General features: G+C 49.1%; 18 protein-coding genes. 4 read left to right on the forward strand and 14 right to left on the reverse strand.

Going from position 1 to position 17825, the window contains the following annotated elements; genetic code table 11:
• Positions 1-12: 12 nt before the first annotated feature.
• Complete coding sequence (locus tag LCF41_RS16045) at positions 13-1527, reverse strand: sensor domain-containing protein (protein ID WP_225085445.1); 1515 nt, start codon at positions 1525-1527, stop codon at positions 13-15.
• 787 nt (positions 1528-2314) lie between these two features.
• Positions 2315-3106 (reverse strand): cyclic-guanylate-specific phosphodiesterase, encoded by a 792-nt coding sequence (gene pdeH, locus LCF41_RS16050; RefSeq protein WP_225085446.1) that lies wholly within the window; start codon positions 3104-3106, stop codon positions 2315-2317.
• 471 nt (positions 3107-3577) lie between these two features.
• Between pdeH and LCF41_RS16055 the strand changes: the two genes are divergently transcribed.
• Positions 3578-3838 (forward strand): YfhL family 4Fe-4S dicluster ferredoxin, encoded by a 261-nt coding sequence (locus LCF41_RS16055; RefSeq protein WP_180743920.1) that lies wholly within the window; start codon positions 3578-3580, stop codon positions 3836-3838.
• Positions 3839-3856: 18 nt separating this feature from the next.
• On the opposite strand, the gene acpS is transcribed toward LCF41_RS16055, so the two are convergent.
• The 7 genes from acpS to lepA all read right to left on the reverse strand — a co-directional run bounded on the left by acpS (position 3857) and on the right by lepA (position 10469).
• Positions 3857-4237: a holo-ACP synthase gene (gene acpS, locus LCF41_RS16060; protein WP_225085447.1), complete on the reverse strand. Its 381-nt coding sequence runs from the start codon at positions 4235-4237 to the stop codon at positions 3857-3859.
• The gene (gene pdxJ, locus LCF41_RS16065; protein WP_225085448.1) at positions 4237-4968 is read right to left on the reverse strand and encodes a pyridoxine 5'-phosphate synthase; all 732 of its coding nucleotides are present in this window, start codon (positions 4966-4968) and stop codon (positions 4237-4239) included. Before pdxJ ends, acpS begins: the two co-directional genes overlap by 1 nt.
• Before the next feature lie 80 nt (positions 4969-5048).
• The gene (gene recO / locus LCF41_RS16070) at positions 5049-5786 is read right to left on the reverse strand and encodes a DNA repair protein RecO (RefSeq protein ID WP_225085449.1); all 738 of its coding nucleotides are present in this window, start codon (positions 5784-5786) and stop codon (positions 5049-5051) included.
• Positions 5787-5797: 11 nt separating this feature from the next.
• Entirely contained in the window at positions 5798-6703 is a 906-nt protein-coding gene (era, locus tag LCF41_RS16075; RefSeq protein ID WP_015841243.1) for a GTPase Era, read from the reverse strand.
• The gene (rnc, locus tag LCF41_RS16080) at positions 6700-7380 is read right to left on the reverse strand and encodes a ribonuclease III (protein ID WP_010280465.1); all 681 of its coding nucleotides are present in this window, start codon (positions 7378-7380) and stop codon (positions 6700-6702) included. Before rnc ends, era begins: the two co-directional genes overlap by 4 nt.
• A 307-nt stretch (positions 7381-7687) precedes the next feature.
• Complete coding sequence (lepB, locus tag LCF41_RS16085) at positions 7688-8653, reverse strand: signal peptidase I (protein WP_225085450.1); 966 nt, start codon at positions 8651-8653, stop codon at positions 7688-7690.
• Positions 8654-8669: 16 nt separating this feature from the next.
• Positions 8670-10469: a translation elongation factor 4 gene (gene lepA / locus LCF41_RS16090; RefSeq protein ID WP_180743915.1), complete on the reverse strand. Its 1800-nt coding sequence runs from the start codon at positions 10467-10469 to the stop codon at positions 8670-8672.
• Here lepA and LCF41_RS16095 point away from each other — a divergent pair.
• Complete coding sequence (locus LCF41_RS16095; RefSeq protein WP_047710066.1) at positions 10461-10673, forward strand: hypothetical protein; 213 nt, start codon at positions 10461-10463, stop codon at positions 10671-10673. The two genes, lepA and LCF41_RS16095, sit on opposite strands and share 9 nt — an antisense overlap.
• Before the next feature lie 126 nt (positions 10674-10799).
• Here LCF41_RS16095 and rseC read toward each other — a convergent pair whose 3' ends face one another.
• From rseC to rpoE, 4 genes are read right to left on the reverse strand one after another with little or no spacing between them, the layout of a single operon-like run.
• A complete protein-coding gene (gene rseC / locus LCF41_RS16100; RefSeq protein WP_225085451.1) occupies positions 10800-11252 on the reverse strand; it encodes a SoxR-reducing system protein RseC in 453 nt (150 codons plus the stop codon).
• Complete coding sequence (gene rseB / locus LCF41_RS16105) at positions 11249-12214, reverse strand: sigma-E factor regulatory protein RseB (protein ID WP_225085452.1); 966 nt, start codon at positions 12212-12214, stop codon at positions 11249-11251. The genes rseC and rseB overlap by 4 nt, the downstream gene beginning before the upstream one ends.
• Positions 12214-12861, reverse strand: a complete 648-nt coding sequence (rseA, locus tag LCF41_RS16110) for an anti-sigma-E factor RseA (RefSeq protein ID WP_225085453.1) — start codon at positions 12859-12861, stop codon at positions 12214-12216. The genes rseB and rseA overlap by 1 nt, the downstream gene beginning before the upstream one ends.
• A 59-nt stretch (positions 12862-12920) precedes the next feature.
• Positions 12921-13496 carry an RNA polymerase sigma factor RpoE gene (rpoE, locus tag LCF41_RS16115; RefSeq protein ID WP_005973561.1) on the reverse strand — a complete coding sequence of 192 codons (576 nt, stop codon included), beginning with the start codon at positions 13494-13496 and terminating at the stop codon, positions 12921-12923.
• A 399-nt stretch (positions 13497-13895) separates the two neighbouring features.
• On the opposite strand from rpoE, the gene nadB reads away from it, so the two are divergent.
• Positions 13896-15497 (forward strand): L-aspartate oxidase, encoded by a 1602-nt coding sequence (nadB, locus tag LCF41_RS16120; protein WP_225085454.1) that lies wholly within the window; start codon positions 13896-13898, stop codon positions 15495-15497.
• A 120-nt stretch (positions 15498-15617) separates the two neighbouring features.
• Here the strand turns inward: nadB and trmN are convergent, their stop codons facing one another.
• On the reverse strand, positions 15618-16364 hold the full coding sequence (gene trmN, locus LCF41_RS16125) for a tRNA(1)(Val) (adenine(37)-N(6))-methyltransferase TrmN (RefSeq protein WP_225085455.1): 747 nt from the start codon (positions 16362-16364) through the stop codon (positions 15618-15620).
• 134 nt (positions 16365-16498) lie between these two features.
• Between trmN and srmB the strand changes: the two genes are divergently transcribed.
• The gene (gene srmB, locus LCF41_RS16130) at positions 16499-17824 is read left to right on the forward strand and encodes an ATP-dependent RNA helicase SrmB (protein WP_225085456.1); all 1326 of its coding nucleotides are present in this window, start codon (positions 16499-16501) and stop codon (positions 17822-17824) included.
• Position 17825 lies beyond the last annotated feature (1 nt).

Raw genomic sequence — 17825 nt, forward strand, 5'->3', positions numbered from 1 at the left:
CTATTCCATTTATCAATGATCGTTCATATTGTGATAAATCTGAGTTTGACTACGTCCCATAGCTTTAGCCTGATACATGGCAGAATCAGCATTAATTGCCAATGTCAGAGAGTCTGTACCGTGTTCTGGATACAACGCAATACCGATACTGCATGATATATCCAGCGTTTTCCCATCGATCTCGAAAGGCTTGTTCAACGCATTATGGATTTTATCTGCCACATAAAGCGTATTGTCAATTTCCTTAAGCCCCTGAAGCAGAATAATAAATTCATCACCGCTACGGCGATATACCGTATCTGAATCACGAACCGCACCGCGCATACGCGCCGCGGCTTCTTTCAATAGCAAATCGCCAACAGCATGCCCGAACGAGTCGTTTATCTGTTTAAATTTATCGAGATCCAGAAACATCAGCGCAATTTTCCTGCCCGTTTGTTTGGATAACAGAATCGCCTGCTCCATCTGCTCGGCAAATGTCAGGCCATTAGCCAATGACGTTAATGAGTCATAGTGCGCCAGTTGACGATAGTGTTCCTCGCTGCGCCGCAGCATATCAATGGCATGATACCGCTCTATGGCTATCGCAATCAGCTGTGCCGATTTCTCAATAGAGAAGATTTCCTCTTCAGCCGGGACATACACTTTGCGATGGTAAACGCTTAAAACACCTAATATTTCTTTGTTCTGACCGATGATAGGTTCAGACCAGCAGGAACGCAGCCCAGCATACAATGCGAGCCCTTTGTATAACGACCAATGCGGATGCACAGAAATATCATCAGCAATGACGCGCTTTCCGGTATAAGCAGCGGTACCAAAAGAAGCCACACCATCGGCAATTTTCACATTGTGAATGGCATTTTTATAAAAGCCCGGCAGGCTCGGCGCCGATCCAAGCGTCAGGCATTTTTTGTCTTTATCGACCAACAAGACAGAACAAACGATACGACCTGGATTTTTTTCCTCGACGCTGAAAATGATCGCATCCAGAATATCTTTCAGTGGTGCGCCACTTGATAACAATTCCAGTGCACGATTGTATGAATTATCATGATGTTCCTGTGATTTTCGTTCCGTAATATCTAACTTAATGCCGACATACTGGGTTGTGTTACTCGCCTTATTATATATTTTAACGATATTGGCCTTTTCCCAATACAACTGTCCATCTTTGCGTCGGTTAACGAACTCACCACTCCAAACATTACCTTTATTTATGGTAGACCACAGATCTTCATAGACGCTGGCGTTAGTCATACCCGAGTTTAATATGTTCGTTTTTTTGCCGATAACCTCATCCGGCATATAGCCTGACATGGTAATAAACTGACGATTGACGTAAATAATTTCACAATTTTCATCTGCGATCATAATTGAAGCAGGACTATATTCCATCGCAAAGAAAGTCATGTTGAGAAAATCTTGTTTTTTCTGCTCAGTTTTAAACTTTTGTTTAATTTTTCTATTTTTTACAGAAGAAAACAATAACAACAGCAATAGTAGGGTTATTATAATTTCATACACAATAACACTCTCCTCAGGCCCGAGTGGTCCTGATCGTACAAATCACAACGCTGATGACGAAAAATCCCGGTAACAAACCCCTACCCCGTCGATTTTCGGGACTGGTGCATTTCCGGAGAGCAGAAAGGATGAAAGAAAAAACGCTCCATGAAGCAGGAGTATTTAGAAACATAGCAACGTCAGCATAAAGCCCTCGCATATGACTGTGCGCAGATAAAAACAACAAATTCAAAAGAGTATCTTAATTTAATAGTAGTAATTGTTCGGGTTATAAGCTTCTCTAATGGAATAAAAGAATATTCCTAAGGGTACATGGCGATATATTCTGAACATCAATTTTTTGTAAGCAAATCAATTATACCAATAAGTATCATTGTTTTAATCAACAAAATCTATCACAAAATGATTTTTGATCGTTAACAGTAAACATTATATTTTTTTACCATTAAAAATCAAATAATTAAAAGAAAAAAATAAAATCATTAACGCAAGCGTTTGATTATATATGTCATAATTTGATGCAAAATCAGCAGTCCTTCTTCTTATCATCTATCTGAAATTAAACACTGCCATAACAAATAAAACAAGAATTAAATAACAAAATTAAAACAAAACTCAGTATTACACGTTGTAAATCAGAGGGGAATACTGAGCAGCTAAAGAGGAGATATTTTGTACGACAATGACATATTAGGAAATATAATGAATGAATATAGCGGGGAAGAGTAGAAGGGCATATAACAGTACATTAATACAAAAAGTGATAGCCTAAACAACAGGTTACCACTTAAAGTTCGAGCTTCAGTGCCTCAAAGTTCTCAAATGGCTGAGGGCGCGAGAGATAGTACCCTTGTGCGGCGTAAGCATGAGATGCTTGCACAATTGCCCACTCCTCCTTAGTTTCGATCCCCTCAATCACAACATAGTTGCAAAAACGCGATAGCAAAGCGATCAGCGCAGGAAACACGGTCTTCCCCTCACCACTCTGTTGCAGGAGAATAAAGAGCTCGCGCGCTACTTTAATGCAATCGTATTGAGCCAGCATCAGTGATGAAAAGTTCGCCATGCCGCAGCCAAAATCATCCAGCCACAGTGTTTGCGCTTCAGGAAGCTTGGTTAATATTTCTTTTGGCAGCCCTCCCTGATTTTCGACCATTTCAAAACGAATCCAGGGCATTGCCGCGATCAGGCGTTTGGCTTCAAGATTATTTTGCAGCGCCAGTAGCGTCATACCATCAATATTGACGGAGGCAAAAAGATCGTCGCGAGTAAATCGAAAACTCCACTCAGATAAAAGTTGCAGCTGTTCTACAATAATTAACAGGCGGGTTTCAACATCAATATTCGCGAAGTATTTTTCAGGAGAGATGAATTTTTGCGGCAGGGTGGGAGAAAAAACGGAAGTCAGTAACTCAATAGCCATTAATTTACCTGATGTTCGATAAATTGGCTGAAAAGTATACCGCCGTTGACATTGATGCCAGTAATCAACGCTTAATGACTCCTCGCTTCCCTGTTGGAAAAATCCTGCCCCAACCTGATTAAAATGACCTTCCTGCTGCACTATGAGTTCCGCCATTAAACTGACACTATTAGTTATAAAATTATATCATACGGACATGCACCGTCATCGACTCTCCAGATGCAAACTTCATCGGCAATACCGATTAAATCAATGTCCATTGATATGACAAAAATAAGTGGTTCAATATCACAACTAAATTTATTTAAATTGTAAATCAATAAATTAAAACCCAAGAAACACAGTCGCACTGGCTGATTCATACAGTCTAAAGCATGCGTATGAAACCAATTTAACGAACAGATGGTAATTTTACCCTGTAACCTCACTATTTATGCAGCCAATCGGTTACATGCTGAAGGGCCCCGAAAACACGTAAAACCCGCAATAAACCGCCCGGAAAAAGGGTTGGTCAAAAACAACCAGAACCGATTCTGGCAGTATATTCTGCATCCATGACGGTTACGCGTGTTTAAACGCGCCCCAACGGGTATAATCTGCGCCCTGTTTGTAAGGTAGAAGAACATCATGGCGTTACTCATCACCCATAAATGCATCAACTGTGACATGTGTGAACCTGAATGTCCTAATCAGGCCATCTCCATGGGCATGGACATTTATGAAATTGATACCACTCGCTGTACGGAGTGTGTTGGTCACTATGACACGCCTACGTGTCAGAAAGTCTGCCCGATCGACAACACGATCGTTAAAGATCCAAACCATGTTGAAGGTAATGAACAGCTGTGGGAAAAATATGTGCTCATGCACCATGCCGACAGAATTTAAGCATCCAGTTACAGATAATCAGCTTTCGACAATCACCGTCGCACAGGCATAGCGTCTTTCGTCAGCCAGCGTCACATGGACGTGTTTGACGCCCATCTGTTCAGCCAGCTCTGCCGCTTTAGCAAAAAATCGCAAACAGGGCTTACCCAGTTCGTCATTAAAAACTTCAAACTGGTTAAACGCGAGCCCGTTGCGAATTCCGGTCCCGAAAGCTTTTGCAGCCGCCTCTTTCACGGCAAAACGCTTGGCAAGGAAACGAACAGGCTGCTGATGCTGCCGATAATGTTCCCATTCAGCATCCGTCAGAACGCGGCGAGCTAATCGCTCACCTGAACGTTCAATCACCGCTTCAATACGGGCAATTTCGACAATATCCGTTCCAAGCCCAAGAATCGCCATCAGCGACGCGCTTCCCGCATCAAACTTTTCATTTCGGCAACCGCATCCTTCAACCCGCTCATCACCGCGCGCCCGATAATCGCATGCCCGATATTTAATTCATGCATTTCTGGCAACGCCGCAATCGACTGAACGTTATGGTACGTCAAACCGTGGCCAGCATTGACTTTCAGCCCTTTGGCCGCAGCGTAAGTCGCCGCATCACGAATGCGCTCGAACTCATGTTGACGTGCTTCATCATCTAGGGCATCGGCATAGGCCCCGGTATGAATCTCGATATAAGGCGCACCGCTGGCAACAGCAGCATCAATTTGCCGTTTATCTGCATCAATAAAGAGCGAAACCAGTATGTTAGCCTGACTGAGCCTGGCAACCGCGTTATTGATTTTTTCCTGCAGCCCCGCAACATCCAGCCCGCCTTCTGTTGTCACTTCCTGGCGTTTTTCCGGCACCAGACAACAAAAATGCGGCTTTACCTCACAGGCAATGTTCAGCATTTCTTCCGTGACCGCCATTTCAAGGTTCATGCGAGTTTGGAGCGTTTCTCTCAGGATCCGCACATCACGATCCGTAATATGGCGACGATCTTCACGTAAGTGCACCGTGATGCCGTCCGCTCCCGCTTGCTCAGCGACAAAAGCCGCCTGAACAGGATCGGGATACGCCGTTCCACGCGCATTACGCAGTGTTGCAATGTGATCGATGTTAACGCCAAGCAGCAGTTCAGCCATGATAAATCCTCGGTAAAGTCATGCACGTTACGTGGCAGTTTACACCGATGTCACAGCGGCAGGGTACAGAGGAGACGGGATTATTTATCAGAAGGTGTGGGTTTGGACAAATTAACAGCAGGAACAAACTGACGGAACAGTTCGCGACTTTTCAGTGGTTTTCCCCCCAGATAGGGCTTTAACGCGATGCGGGTGAAACGCTTTGCCGCCTTCAGTGTGCCACTGTCAGGAAATTCACGCGATGCCAGAGAGCGTAGCTCATGCCCGGTAAAACTTTTACTATCGACCACCAGGCTGGCAATAAATCCCTTTTCCTCTCGATATTGATAGGTCATGGTATCTGCCACAGGTTCACCGCTACCGGCACAATGCAGGAAATCCACGCCGTACCCCAGATAGCCCAGCAGCGCTAACTCAAAACGTCTTAATGCCGGTTCAGGGGAGGCATTCTGTGCAGCAAGATGTTGTAAACAGTGGAGATAATCGAAGAAAAGAGCGGAGTAGTTGGTTTCATGCTCCAGCACACGAGCCAGCAATTCGTTAACGTATAAACCGCTATAAAGCATCGTGCCAGTCAGGGGTAGCGCAAGCGAAACAGGCTCAGCGCTGCGTAACGTTTTCACTTCTCCCCGGCCGCTCCAGCGCACCAACAGCGGAGTGAAAGGCTGTAAACAACCTTTCAGACTAGAGCGGCGGGCTCGCGCGCCTTTGGCAAGCACGCGAACGCGGCCATCGCTTTCGGTAAACAGATCCAGCAACAAGCTGGTTTCACTATAAGGTCGCCCATGTAAGACAAATGCGCGCTGCCAGCCTTCCATCGGCGTGAACCTTACAGGTCTTCGCTATAACCCAGGCTGCGCAGGGCACGTTCGTCATCTGCCCAGCCGGATTTCACTTTAACCCACAGCTCAAGGTGCACCTTGGCCTCGAACATCTCTTCCATATCCTGACGAGACTCAATACCAATGGTTTTAATTTTGGCGCCTTTATTTCCAATGACCATCTTTTTCTGGCCTTCACGCTCAACCAGAATCAGGCCATTGATATCATAACCACCGCGTTCGTTAGTCACGAAACGTTCGATTTCGACCGTGACGGAATACGGCAATTCTTCACCCAAGAAGCGCATCAGTTTTTCACGGATGATTTCCGATGCCATAAAACGCTGTGAGCGATCGGTAATGTAATCTTCCGGGAAGTGGTGCGTTGCCTGCGGTAAGTGCTTACGTACAATGCTGGCAATCGTATCGACATTCGTCCCCTTCTCCGCCGAGATCGGAACAACATCAAGGAAATCCATTTGCTGGCTGAGGAACTGGATATGCGGCAGCAGCTTGGTTTTATCCGTGACGTTATCGACTTTATTGATCGCTAACAGCACGGGGAGTTTTTGATCGCGCAGTTTATTCAATACCATTTCATCGTCGTCGTTCCAGTGTGTCCCTTCAACAACGAAAATGATCAGCTCAACATCACCGATTGAACTGCTGGCGGCGCGGTTCATCAGGCGGTTAATCGCCCGTTTTTCCTCAATGTGCAATCCCGGCGTATCCACATAAATAGCCTGATACGGCCCTTCAGTGTGAATGCCCATGATGCGGTGCCGCGTCGTTTGGGGCTTACGTGACGTAATGGAGATCTTCTGCCCCAGTAATTGATTCAATAACGTCGATTTACCGACGTTTGGTCGACCAACAATCGCGATAAAACCGCAGTGTGTCTGTACTTCGCTCATTCAAGCTCCAGTTTTTTCAACGCTTGTTCAGCCGCAGCCTGTTCGGCTTTACGACGGCTCGATCCTGTACCAATGACCGACTCGCTAAAGCCGCTCACCTGACAGTGGATAGTAAACTCCTGATCGTGTGCTTCCCCACGAACCTGTACCACCAGATAGGTCGGCAAAGGTAAGTGACGCCCTTGCAGAAACTCCTGCAACCGCGTTTTCGGATCTTTTTGCTTATCGCCGGGACTGATTTCATCCAGACGCGTTTGATACCAGTTCAGGATCAAACGTTCGATGGTCTGAATGTCGCTGTCGAGGAAAATGCCGCCGATCAGCGCTTCGACCGTATCAGCCAGGATCGATTCGCGACGGAAGCCGCCGCTTTTTAATTCACCAGGGCCAAGACGCAGGCACTCTCCCAGTTCGAATTCACGTGCGATTTCCGCCAGCGTATTTCCCCGAACCAGCGTCGCCCGCATCCGGCTCATATCCCCTTCATCAACCTTGGGGAAACGATGATACAGCGCATTGGCGATCACAAAACTCAGGATGGAATCACCCAGGAATTCGAGCCTTTCATTGTGTTTGCTGCTGGCGCTACGATGCGTCAACGCCTGTAACAAAAGCTCGTACTGCTGAAAAGTATAGCCCAGCTTTCTTTGTAAACGATTTATCAGGATGGGATTCATGTGTTACCAATAGATCAACGATGCGTCAAAAACAGCAGCATACGGAACAGCCCTGCTTACCAATGCGGTCAAAACTGTTTCGTTTGCATTGGCTCCCGCAAGGGAGCCTGCCTTTCTGCCCATCATACTTCGCGTTGCCTGTCCATTCGCGTTGTGAAAACGGACATATTTTGTTCTGCAACTCGCATTATTTAGGGCATGTTCTTTTAAAAAGAGCGTTTCAAAAAATATTCTACAACGGACAGCATCAGAATGCTGCCTGTATCTTATTTTGCTGAATGCTTACTTCGATTAATGCTTACTTTGGTTAATGAATACCGCCAATGCGACTCAAACGAACACCGGTAGGCCATTCACCTTCCTGTTTCTCAAAGCTCATCCAGATCGCGGTGGCTTTACCGACCAGATTTCTCTCCGGCACAAAGCCCCAGTAGCGACTATCCAGACTGTTGTCACGGTTATCACCCATCATGAAGTAGTGCCCTGCGGGAACCACCCATGTTGCAAGCTGCTGTTGCGATTGCTGGTAATAACCACCGAGCTGATCCTGTTGGCCCGGCACCAGAAGAATATTGTGCGTTACATTGCCCAGTGACTCTTTGCGCGTGCCCATACGGACACCATCCACGCTGTTATCATTGGCAGGAACCTGATAAAAACCACTACGCGACTCCAGCCCAGGCTGATTGAAGGTCTGAACAAAATCACTAGGCTGTACATTACTGTATGTAACCGCCAGCGCCGTATCACACGCCTGTTGTCCCTGACAGGATGGACGAATCGTCACCTGCTTGGTCATCGGGTTATAACTGACACGATCGCCCGGTACGCCCACCACACGTTTGATAAAGTCAACTTTAGGGTCGGACGGATATTTAAACACCACCACGTCGCCGCGCTTCGGATGTCCCGTTTCGATCAGCGTTTTTTGCGTGAAGGGTTCTTTAATGCCATAGGCAAATTTTTCCACCAGAATAAAATCACCGATCAACAGCGTCGGCATCATAGAACCAGATGGAATTTGAAACGGCTCATAAATGAAGGAGCGCACAACCAATACCAACGCCACGACCGGGAATACTGACGCGATGGTTTCAATCCAGCCGGGTTGTTGAATGGCTTTCGCTGAAACGGCACCATCAGCCAGATCGGCACCGCTCATGGCGGCAAATTTTTTCCGGCGAGCAGGTGCCCAGACAAAGCGCTCTAAACACCAGACAATCCCCGTGACCAGCGTCACCAATGCCAGAATTACGGCAAACATATTGGCCATGCCAACTCCTCAGAATTTATTTACTGTCTTTGCCGACGTGCAGAATTGCCAGAAACGCTTCTTGCGGCAGCTCGACGTTACCGACCTGTTTCATACGTTTCTTACCATCTTTCTGTTTCTGCAACAGTTTTTTCTTACGGCTGACGTCACCACCATAACACTTGGCCAGTACGTTCTTACGCAATTGCTTAACCGTGGAGCGTGCAATAATGTGGTTACCAATCGCAGCCTGAATCGCGATATCAAACTGCTGACGCGGGATCAGATCTTTCATTTTTTCGACCAGTTCACGGCCACGATATTGTGAATTATCGCGGTGCGTGATCAGCGCCAATGCATCCACACGCTCGTTATTGATCAACACATCCACACGTACCATGTCTGATGCCTGGAAGCGTTTGAAGCTGTAATCCAGCGACGCATAACCACGAGACGTTGATTTCAGGCGGTCAAAGAAATCAAGCACCACTTCAGCCATCGGAATCTCATAGGTCAGTGCAACCTGATTACCGTGGTAGACCATGTTCGTCTGCACGCCGCGCTTCTCGATACAAAGCGTAATCACGTTGCCCAGATACTCCTGAGGCAGCAACATGTGACATTCGGCGATCGGTTCGCGCAGTTCCTGAATATTATTCAGCGGCGGCAGTTTGGAGGGACTATCGACATAAACGGTTTCTTTTGCCGTCGTCTCAACTTCATACACTACCGTCGGTGCCGTGGTGATCAGATCCAGATCGTATTCACGTTCCAGACGTTCCTGAATGATCTCCATGTGCAGCAGACCCAGGAAGCCGCAGCGGAAGCCGAAGCCCAGCGCGGTAGAACTTTCTGGCTCATAGAACAGAGAGGCATCATTGAGGCTCAGTTTGCCCAGCGCATCACGGAATGACTCATAGTCATCGGAGCTAATCGGGAACAGGCCAGCATAGACCTGCGGTTTGACTTTCTTGAAGCCCGGCAACGCTTTTTCAGCCGGTTGGCGGGCCAGCGTCAGGGTATCCCCTACCGGAGCGCCCAAAATATCTTTGATGGCGCACACCAGCCAGCCCACTTCGCCACAGTTCAAGACATCGCGGTCGATCTGCTTCGGTGTAAAAATACCAAGACGGTCAGCGTTATAAACCTGGCCGGTACTCATCACCTTAATTTTATCGCCTTTGCGCATCGTGCCGTTTTTGATACGAACCAGCGACACAACGCCAAGGTAGTTATCAAACCAGGAGTCGATGATCAGCGCCTGTAGCGGCTCATCCGGGCTACCTTCTGGCGGAGGAATATCACGCACCAGACGATCCAGAACGTCCGGCACGCCAATCCCGGTTTTCGCGGAACAGCGCACGGCGTCGGTAGCATCAATGCCGACAATGTCTTCAATTTCCTGAGCAACACGATCCGGATCAGCGGCAGGCAAGTCGATTTTGTTCAGAACCGGCACCACTTCCAGATTCATATCCAACGCGGTGTAGCAGTTAGCCAGCGTTTGCGCTTCAACGCCCTGCCCAGCGTCAACCACAAGCAGCGCGCCTTCGCAGGCAGCCAGCGAGCGGGAAACTTCATAAGAGAAGTCAACGTGCCCTGGGGTATCAATGAAGTTTAACTGGTAGGTTTGGCCATCCTGCGCTTTATAATCCAGCGTTACGCTTTGCGCTTTAATCGTTATTCCACGTTCACGTTCCAGATCCATGGAATCCAGAACCTGCGCAGCCATTTCACGCTCGGTCAAACCGCCGCAAATCTGGATAATACGGTCAGATAACGTTGATTTACCGTGGTCGATATGGGCAATAATGGAGAAATTTCGTATGTGCTTCATTATAAAAATTTTTCTACCTTGATATTCCTGAAATTCTTGCCGATGGGCATGCGCATAGGTGAAAACAGCAGCGATGTTATTCCACCTGAATCGCAGCATTCTACATGCGAGAAGCGTGAAAACCTAGTCATGTCCGGTGCATTCCCCTTGATTATGACGGTTTTATTTGGAATAGCAGAACAACAAGAGGAAAGCAGGAAGTAAAGTGTCGTTACGTTGCAAACATCGTGTCGAAAAATCACAAACGTGTGAACAAGCTACGTGTGAATAATCTACGTGTGGACAACGTTTCCTTCCGCACCGCGCGTCATTTACGCCCGGTTAAGCAGGTCAATTTTGTAAGAGCGTGCCAGGCAGCGCAATTTGCAGGATAACGGGCTCATAACGTTTATTCTTACCCAATTGCTTCGCCCAGCGTTTCACGCCGATAAACGCCAGCCCACCGCCCAGCAACGCGCCGATGACCGCAGCCAGATCGGTGCCAAATAACGTTTGACAGATCGCCGCACCAATCAGCAACCCGACCAACGGCACGAAATAAACCAGAGTGGCGGAGAACAGCAGCCGCCCCTCAGAAATCCCCAATTCGACTTTTTGCCCGACTTCTAAGGGCCGATCGTAAGGGACATACAGCGTATTGTCGGCAGAAAGCCCAAGCTGACTTAATAAGCCGGTTCCACACGACGAACGGGATTTACAGCTACCACACCCCGCACTCGGCTCACACCGCAGCTCTGCAATGCCATCCTGCCATGAAACCACTGTCGCCCATTCTTTGATCACGGTTGCCCCTTCAAGATAATGCTGTCAGCCACCCGTTTAGCCGTAGAAGGTGGAATGTCACCGACGACGGTAATCTCGCGGTTGCCTTTCATGACAGTGTGAATGGAGCGTCGCCCCGTAAGCAGCGACTGTTCTTCACTCACATCAGAAGACGGGCTAATGTTAATGGAAAAACTGAATAAACCATCGCTATACAGACGAGTTTCGATCGGAACGGACGAACCTGGCAATATTTTTTTGCTGTGTGAACGTTCTTTCATCCCGGCAGGCAGCCATTCAGGCTCCCAGGTAAAATCACCTTTTTCCCCAGCAAGCGTGGGGGGTAACACAGGAGGCAGTTTAATGCCTTCCAGCGGACGCATCACGCTCACCACATCATCATCAACAATCAGCGATGTCGTTAAGAATTGTTCCAACCGCTTGTCACCATTGCGATCCTGCAAATCGATACGCAATGGAAGTTTCGATTCCGCATCAATCCACACCATATAACTGTAGCGTGTCCCATCGCGTGAAATGACTCGAATGCCTGATGCCAGACGATCGGCAATACGCACCCGTCCGTCGGCGGGAATGAAATCATAATAAGGCGATAGTTTCTGGAAATCGGCAAAGACCAGCGCAGGGAGAGAGTCAACGATATGATCGCTGGTGAGCGTAAATGGCTCAAAACCGGGATCGAAGTAGCTCACTTCATTACCACGCAGCACGATCTCGCGTCGCGGCCCGTCCATAAACAGCAATTGCGCTAAGGAACGATTGTTGACCACGGCATGACGATACCGTACCGACTCGAACCCTTGCAGGGTAATGTTGATAAAGGAAATTTCGTAATTCAGAGAACGAACGGCGCTGTTCATCTGTTGCAGCAACGCACCCGGCTCAACATTCTGAGCCGGGGCGAACGTAGAATAAAACAGACTGCCAATCAGAAAACAGGCGGCGGACCAAACACGCTTCATTACCGAGGCTGCGTTCCTAATGATTGAGTACCAGGAACCTGAATGGCCGCTTGCTGATCGTCCTGCGGCAGAGCGTGTTCGGCATGCAGCCGACGCTGTAATTCGTAGTCCTGCAAAATAGCGTTAAGGCGGTTGCGCTGCATATCGGATTTCTGCTGACCGCTGTGAGGGGCAACATTTTCTGACGGCACGCCCAGACTCACAGGAGAGGCGGTGCCCATAGCAGGTAAGGTACTGAACACGCCGGATTCAACCACCGGTTCGGATACATTTCCCTGCTGGTAATTTTGTACGCCGACAATCACGGCTAACGATACGCAGGCAGCAACACCAACTTGCGTCAGTTGGCTGCCCCACGGGCGGATTTTGTGCCAGAACGGCATCTTCGTCCATTCGACAGGTTGTGGCTGAGATTCAGGCTGCGCTTGTGGAACCAGACGAACAGGTTCTTTCTCGATTGCAGCAGCAACACGAGAAGCAATGTCCAGATGAATCACGTTTTCACTGACATCACCACGCAACGTATCACGAATTAGATGATAACTTTGCCAACTTTGCTGCAACGCATCATCCCGTGACAATGCGCTTAGCAGTTCGGAATCTACTGCTTCGCCATCCATTAAAGCGGAAAGTTTCTCTTTCTGCATACCGACACCCTTACCTTGTCAAATCCATCATTAGTCATGCGGATAGCTGAAAACGCTCGCTAGCGCTGAATAAGCGGTTGTACTTTATTATCAATCGCTTCCCGCGCCCGGAAAATACGAGAACGAACAGTGCCGACGGGACAATCCATAATCACGGCAATCTCTTCGTAGCTTAAACCGTCCAATTCGCGCAGCGTAATCGCTAAACGTAAATCTTCTGGCAAAGACTCGATAGTGCGGAAAACAATGCTTCGTAATTCTTCAGACAACATTAAATTCTCAGGGTTCGATATTTCTTTCAGTGCACCCGCATTTTCATAGTTTTCCGCGTCATTCGCATCAATGTCGCTGGAAGGCGGACGCCGCCCCTGAGCGACCAGATAATTCTTGGCCGTATTCACTGCAATACGATACAGCCATGTATAAAACGCACTATCGCCGCGAAATGACTCTAACGCGCGATAGGCTTTAATGAACGATTCCTGTACCACGTCCGGCACGTCTCCCTGAGGAACATACCGCGATACCAGGCTCGCTACCTTATGCTGATAACGAACGACCAACAAGTTAAACGATTTTTGATCGCCTTTTTGGACTCGCTCGACCAGAACCTGATCTGCCAGTTGCTCGCTCATCCGAGGTAATCTCTACTCAAACCGTTCTCCACGCGTAAACGTAAAATAGTACTGCCAGCTATATAAGTCATGTTTAGAGCAAGCTCCTCATTAGAACCAAGACATCCAATAAAGTTCCGAGCTATCGTTTTTCTTTTGCTTAGCGCCGTTACTTGTCTTTGCGATGCGTATCATGACGCATTCTCTTCATCACACATTGCCTTTATCAAAAATGGTCTTCATTTGAGGCTCTACGTACTTCCGGGGGATGATACGATAAATCTGGGGTATTCGCACGATTCACCCTGATCTGCCATACGTTTATTTATAGCGCAGAGAAGGGGCTAAAAACCAATGCAGCAATCAAGCATTGGGTGCTAACATCGGATTTCCTCTTCTTTTTGCACCCACGACACGACCATGCAAACGACCACTGAATACGTCTGTGATGTTTTAATCATTGGCAGCGGCGCTGCCGGGCTTTCACTGGCGCTGCGTCTGGCTTCTCATGCCAACGTGACGGTATTAAGCAAAGGCCCGCTCAACGAAGGCGCGACGTTTTATGCTCAGGGCGGCATCGCAGCCGTTTTTGATGAAACCGACACGATTGACTCCCATATCGAAGATACCCTGATCGCTGGCGATGGCCTGTGTGAACGGGAAGCCGTTGAGTTTATCGCTAGCAATGCCAAACACTGCGTGCAATGGCTTATCGAACAAGGCGTGCTATTCGATACTGAAACCAGCACCAGCGGCGAAGAACGCTATCACCTCACACGCGAAGGCGGGCATAGCCACCGTCGAATTCTGCACGCGGCGGATGCAACCGGAAAAGAAGTGGAAAATACGCTGGTGCAGAAAGCGCTATCCCATCCGAATATTCAGATTATGGAACGCTGCAACGCCGTCGATTTGATTACCTCAAATAAGCTGGGTTTGCCCGGTACACGTCGCATTGTCGGTGCTTATATCTGGAACCGTGAACGCGAGCGCGTCGAATCTTGCCGGGCAAAAACGGTAGTTTTAGCGACGGGCGGGGCATCCAAGGTTTATCAATACACCACGAATCCTGATATTTCCTCTGGCGATGGTATTGCCATGGCCTGGCGCGCGGGTTGCCGCGTGGCAAATCTGGAATTCAATCAGTTTCACCCGACCTGCCTATTCCACCCACAGGCGCGAAATTTCCTGCTGACGGAAGCGCTGCGCGGTGAAGGCGCATACCTGAAACGCCCTGACGGCACGCGTTTTATGCCCGACTTCGACGCCAGAGGCGAACTGGCCCCACGCGACGTGGTCGCCCGCGCGATTGACCATGAGATGAAACGGCTCGGCGCAGACTGCATGTATCTGGATATCAGCCACAAACCCAAAGCGTTCATCAAACAGCACTTCCCGACCATCGATGAAAAGCTGCAATCTCTCGGCATCGATCTGACGCGTGAACCGATCCCCATCGTCCCCGCCGCACACTACACCTGCGGTGGCGTGATGGTCGATCAACATGGCCGTACCGATCTTGACGGCCTGTATGCGATTGGCGAAGTCAGCTACACCGGATTGCACGGTGCGAATCGCATGGCGTCCAACTCATTACTGGAGTGTCTGGTTTACGGCTGGTCCGCCGCGGAGGATATCTTGCAGCGCTTACCGCAAATCAAAGCGGTGAAAAAATTACCAGATTGGGATGAAAGCCAGGTCGACAACTCCGACGAACAGGTGGTGATCCAGCATAACTGGCACGAACTGCGTCTGTTTATGTGGGATTACGTTGGGATCGTGCGAACCACGAAGCGGCTGGAGCGGGCACAGCGCCGCATCCATCAGCTTCAGCAGGAAATCAATGAGTATTACGCCCACTTCCGTATTTCCAACAATTTGCTGGAGCTGCGTAATCTGGTGCAGGTCGCCGAACTCATCGTCCGCTGCGCGCTGGAAAGAAAAGAAAGCCGCGGGCTGCACTATACCCTGGATTATCCAGAACAGTTCGACGCGCCGACGCCAACCATTTTAGTGCCGTAGTTTATAAAGACATAGTTTATAAAATCAGAGTTTATAAAATCGTCGTTCACAGAGAATTATTCGCTCAGCAAAGGCAGACGCAGCAACAAGGCGTCTGCTTTTTACATAAAAGAATAAGAGTTACATAAAGAGATAAAAATCTTTTGTCAGCTGTTGGAAAGCCGTCGAGTAACGTCTTTCTGCATCACGAATTGCGAGCGAGGCATTCACACATTCTCTTGTCTGACGAGACAACGCCAGCAAAACACGGTGCGCGGGTTTATCTTCCTGTTCAGATACGCGAAGCTGCTGGTGAACGTACCAGTTATGCTGCTGTGCCAGCGGAATAAATTTCTCCGCAACCTGAACGGGCAACACCACGCAAAAAAGCCCCTCAGGGGCCAGCAGTTGATGCGCACAGCGCAACAGGGCATCATGAGTTAATAAGGTGGTATAACGCGCCTGCTCACGTTCAGCCGATCCGCACGCGATCCCCGGCGGGAAATAAGGCGGATTGCTAATAATCAAGGAGTAGTCGGCGATTCGTGTCTCAGCAAACCCCACGATGTCCTCAGCATAGACCGTAATTCTGTCGGCCCATGGCGAAGCTGCAACGTTTTCCTTCGCCTGCTGACTCGCGGCGCTATCCAGTTCGACGGCATCAATCCGAACATGCGATTCAGAACGTTGCGCCAGCATCAGCGCGAGAAGACCGGAACCGCTACCGATATCAAGGATCCGCGTGGCCGAGGACGCCGGCGTCCAGGCGCCCAGCAAAATGCCGTCGGTCCCCACCTTCATGGCACAGCGATCGTGCGCCACAAAGAATTGCTTGAAGGTAAATCCATCCCGACGCAATGTCAGTTTATTATCAGCCTGATGACTCATGAAAATAAGATTCCAAACGCAAACCGCAGTAGCATAGGTGAAACGTCAGTACAGGAAAAGCGCCGTTGTCTGCTTAAACAGGTGAAGAACCCGGCCAATCCGTCTATAATCGGCGCCCCAAACAGAGGTAGACCATGACTGTAACCAATTTTTCCGAGCTCGATCTTGATGAAAGCCTGTTAGACGCCCTGCGTGACATGGGCTACGAACGCCCGACCGCGATTCAAGCTGCGGCAATCCCACCGGCGATGGAAGGCCGCGATGTACTGGGTTCTGCGCCGACAGGAACCGGTAAAACCGCCGCTTATCTGCTACCTGTTTTGCAGCATCTTATCGATTTCCCTCGTAAAAAATCAGGTCCGCCTCGTATTCTGATCCTCACGCCAACCCGTGAACTCGCCATGCAGGTAGCCGATCAGGCGCGCGCGTTTGCGGCACACACGCATCTGGATGTCGCCACGATCACCGGCGGCGTGGCCTACATGAACCACGCTGAAGTCTTCAGTGAAAATCAGGATATCGTCGTCGCGACAACCGGTCGTCTGCTGCAATACATCAAAGAAGAAAACTTCGATTGCCGCGCAGTAGAAACGCTGATTCTGGATGAAGCGGACAGAATGCTGGACATGGGCTTCGCTCAGGATATTGAACACATCGCCGGGGAAACCCGCTGGCGTAAGCAAACTCTGCTCTTTTCTGCGACGCTGGAAGGGGACGCGATCAAAGATTTCGCCGAGCGTTTGCTCAACGATCCGGTTGAAATCGAATCCGATCCATCTCGTCGGGAACGCAAAAAAATTCTGCAATGGTATTACCGCGCCGACGACATCAAACACAAAACCGCCCTGCTCTGCCATCAGCTAAAACAGCCGGATGTGACGCGTTCTATTGTCTTTGTGCGCAAACGTGAGCGTGTGCATGAACTGGTTGCCTGGCTGCGTGAAGCGGGCATTACCGCCTGCTACCTCGAAGGTGAAATGGTGCAGGCCAAACGTAACGAAGCGATCAAACGCCTGAGCGACGGGCGCGTCAACGTGCTGGTTGCTACGGACGTGGCGGCACGCGGCATCGATATTAACGATGTCAGCCACGTCTTCAACTTCGATTTACCACGCACATCGGACACTTATCTTCACCGTATTGGCCGCACTGGCCGCGCGGGCCGTAAAGGCTGTGCTATCTCTTTCGTCGAAGCGCACGATCATCTGCTGCTGGGAAAAATCAGCCGCTACCTGAATGAACCGCTAAAACCGCGCGTCATTGATGAACTTCGCCCAACGACCAAAGCACCAAGCCCTAAAACCACGGGCAAACCGTCGAAAAAAGTGCTGGCTCAGAGAAAAGAGAAGAAAGCGAAGGAAAAAGAAAAAGTTAAGGTGAAAGTTCGCTATCGCGATAGCAAAAATATCGGTAAGCGTCGTCAGCCAACGCAGAAAGCCGATGAGCCGTCAGGCGAATAAT

The organism is Pectobacterium colocasium (genome assembly GCF_020181655.1).
In the GTDB taxonomy this organism is placed as follows: domain Bacteria; phylum Pseudomonadota; class Gammaproteobacteria; order Enterobacterales; family Enterobacteriaceae; genus Pectobacterium; species Pectobacterium colocasium.

Bases quoted from the DNA above. Each gene is read 5' to 3' on its own strand.
- pdeH (WP_225085446.1), bottom strand. From the start codon at position 3,106: ATGGCGGAACTCATAGTGCAGCAGGAAGGTCATTTTAATCAGGTTGGG.
- LCF41_RS16055 (WP_180743920.1), top strand. From the start codon at position 3,578: ATGGCGTTACTCATCACCCATAAATGCATCAACTGTGACATGTGTGAA.
- acpS (WP_225085447.1), bottom strand. From the start codon at position 4,237: ATGGCGATTCTTGGGCTTGGAACGGATATTGTCGAAATTGCCCGTATT.
- pdxJ (WP_225085448.1), bottom strand. From the start codon at position 4,968: ATGGCTGAACTGCTGCTTGGCGTTAACATCGATCACATTGCAACACTG.
- recO (WP_225085449.1), bottom strand. From the start codon at position 5,786: ATGGAAGGCTGGCAGCGCGCATTTGTCTTACATGGGCGACCTTATAGT.
- era (WP_015841243.1), bottom strand. From the start codon at position 6,703: ATGAGCGAAGTACAGACACACTGCGGTTTTATCGCGATTGTTGGTCGA.
- rnc (WP_010280465.1), bottom strand. From the start codon at position 7,380: ATGAATCCCATCCTGATAAATCGTTTACAAAGAAAGCTGGGCTATACT.
- lepB (WP_225085450.1), bottom strand. From the start codon at position 8,653: ATGGCCAATATGTTTGCCGTAATTCTGGCATTGGTGACGCTGGTCACG.
- lepA (WP_180743915.1), bottom strand. From the start codon at position 10,469: ATGAAGCACATACGAAATTTCTCCATTATTGCCCATATCGACCACGGT.
- rseB (WP_225085452.1), bottom strand. From the start codon at position 12,214: ATGAAGCGTGTTTGGTCCGCCGCCTGTTTTCTGATTGGCAGTCTGTTT.
- rseA (WP_225085453.1), bottom strand. From the start codon at position 12,861: ATGCAGAAAGAGAAACTTTCCGCTTTAATGGATGGCGAAGCAGTAGAT.
- rpoE (WP_005973561.1), bottom strand. From the start codon at position 13,496: ATGAGCGAGCAACTGGCAGATCAGGTTCTGGTCGAGCGAGTCCAAAAA.
- nadB (WP_225085454.1), top strand. From the start codon at position 13,896: ATGCAAACGACCACTGAATACGTCTGTGATGTTTTAATCATTGGCAGC.
- trmN (WP_225085455.1), bottom strand. From the start codon at position 16,364: ATGAGTCATCAGGCTGATAATAAACTGACATTGCGTCGGGATGGATTT.
- srmB (WP_225085456.1), top strand. From the start codon at position 16,499: ATGACTGTAACCAATTTTTCCGAGCTCGATCTTGATGAAAGCCTGTTA.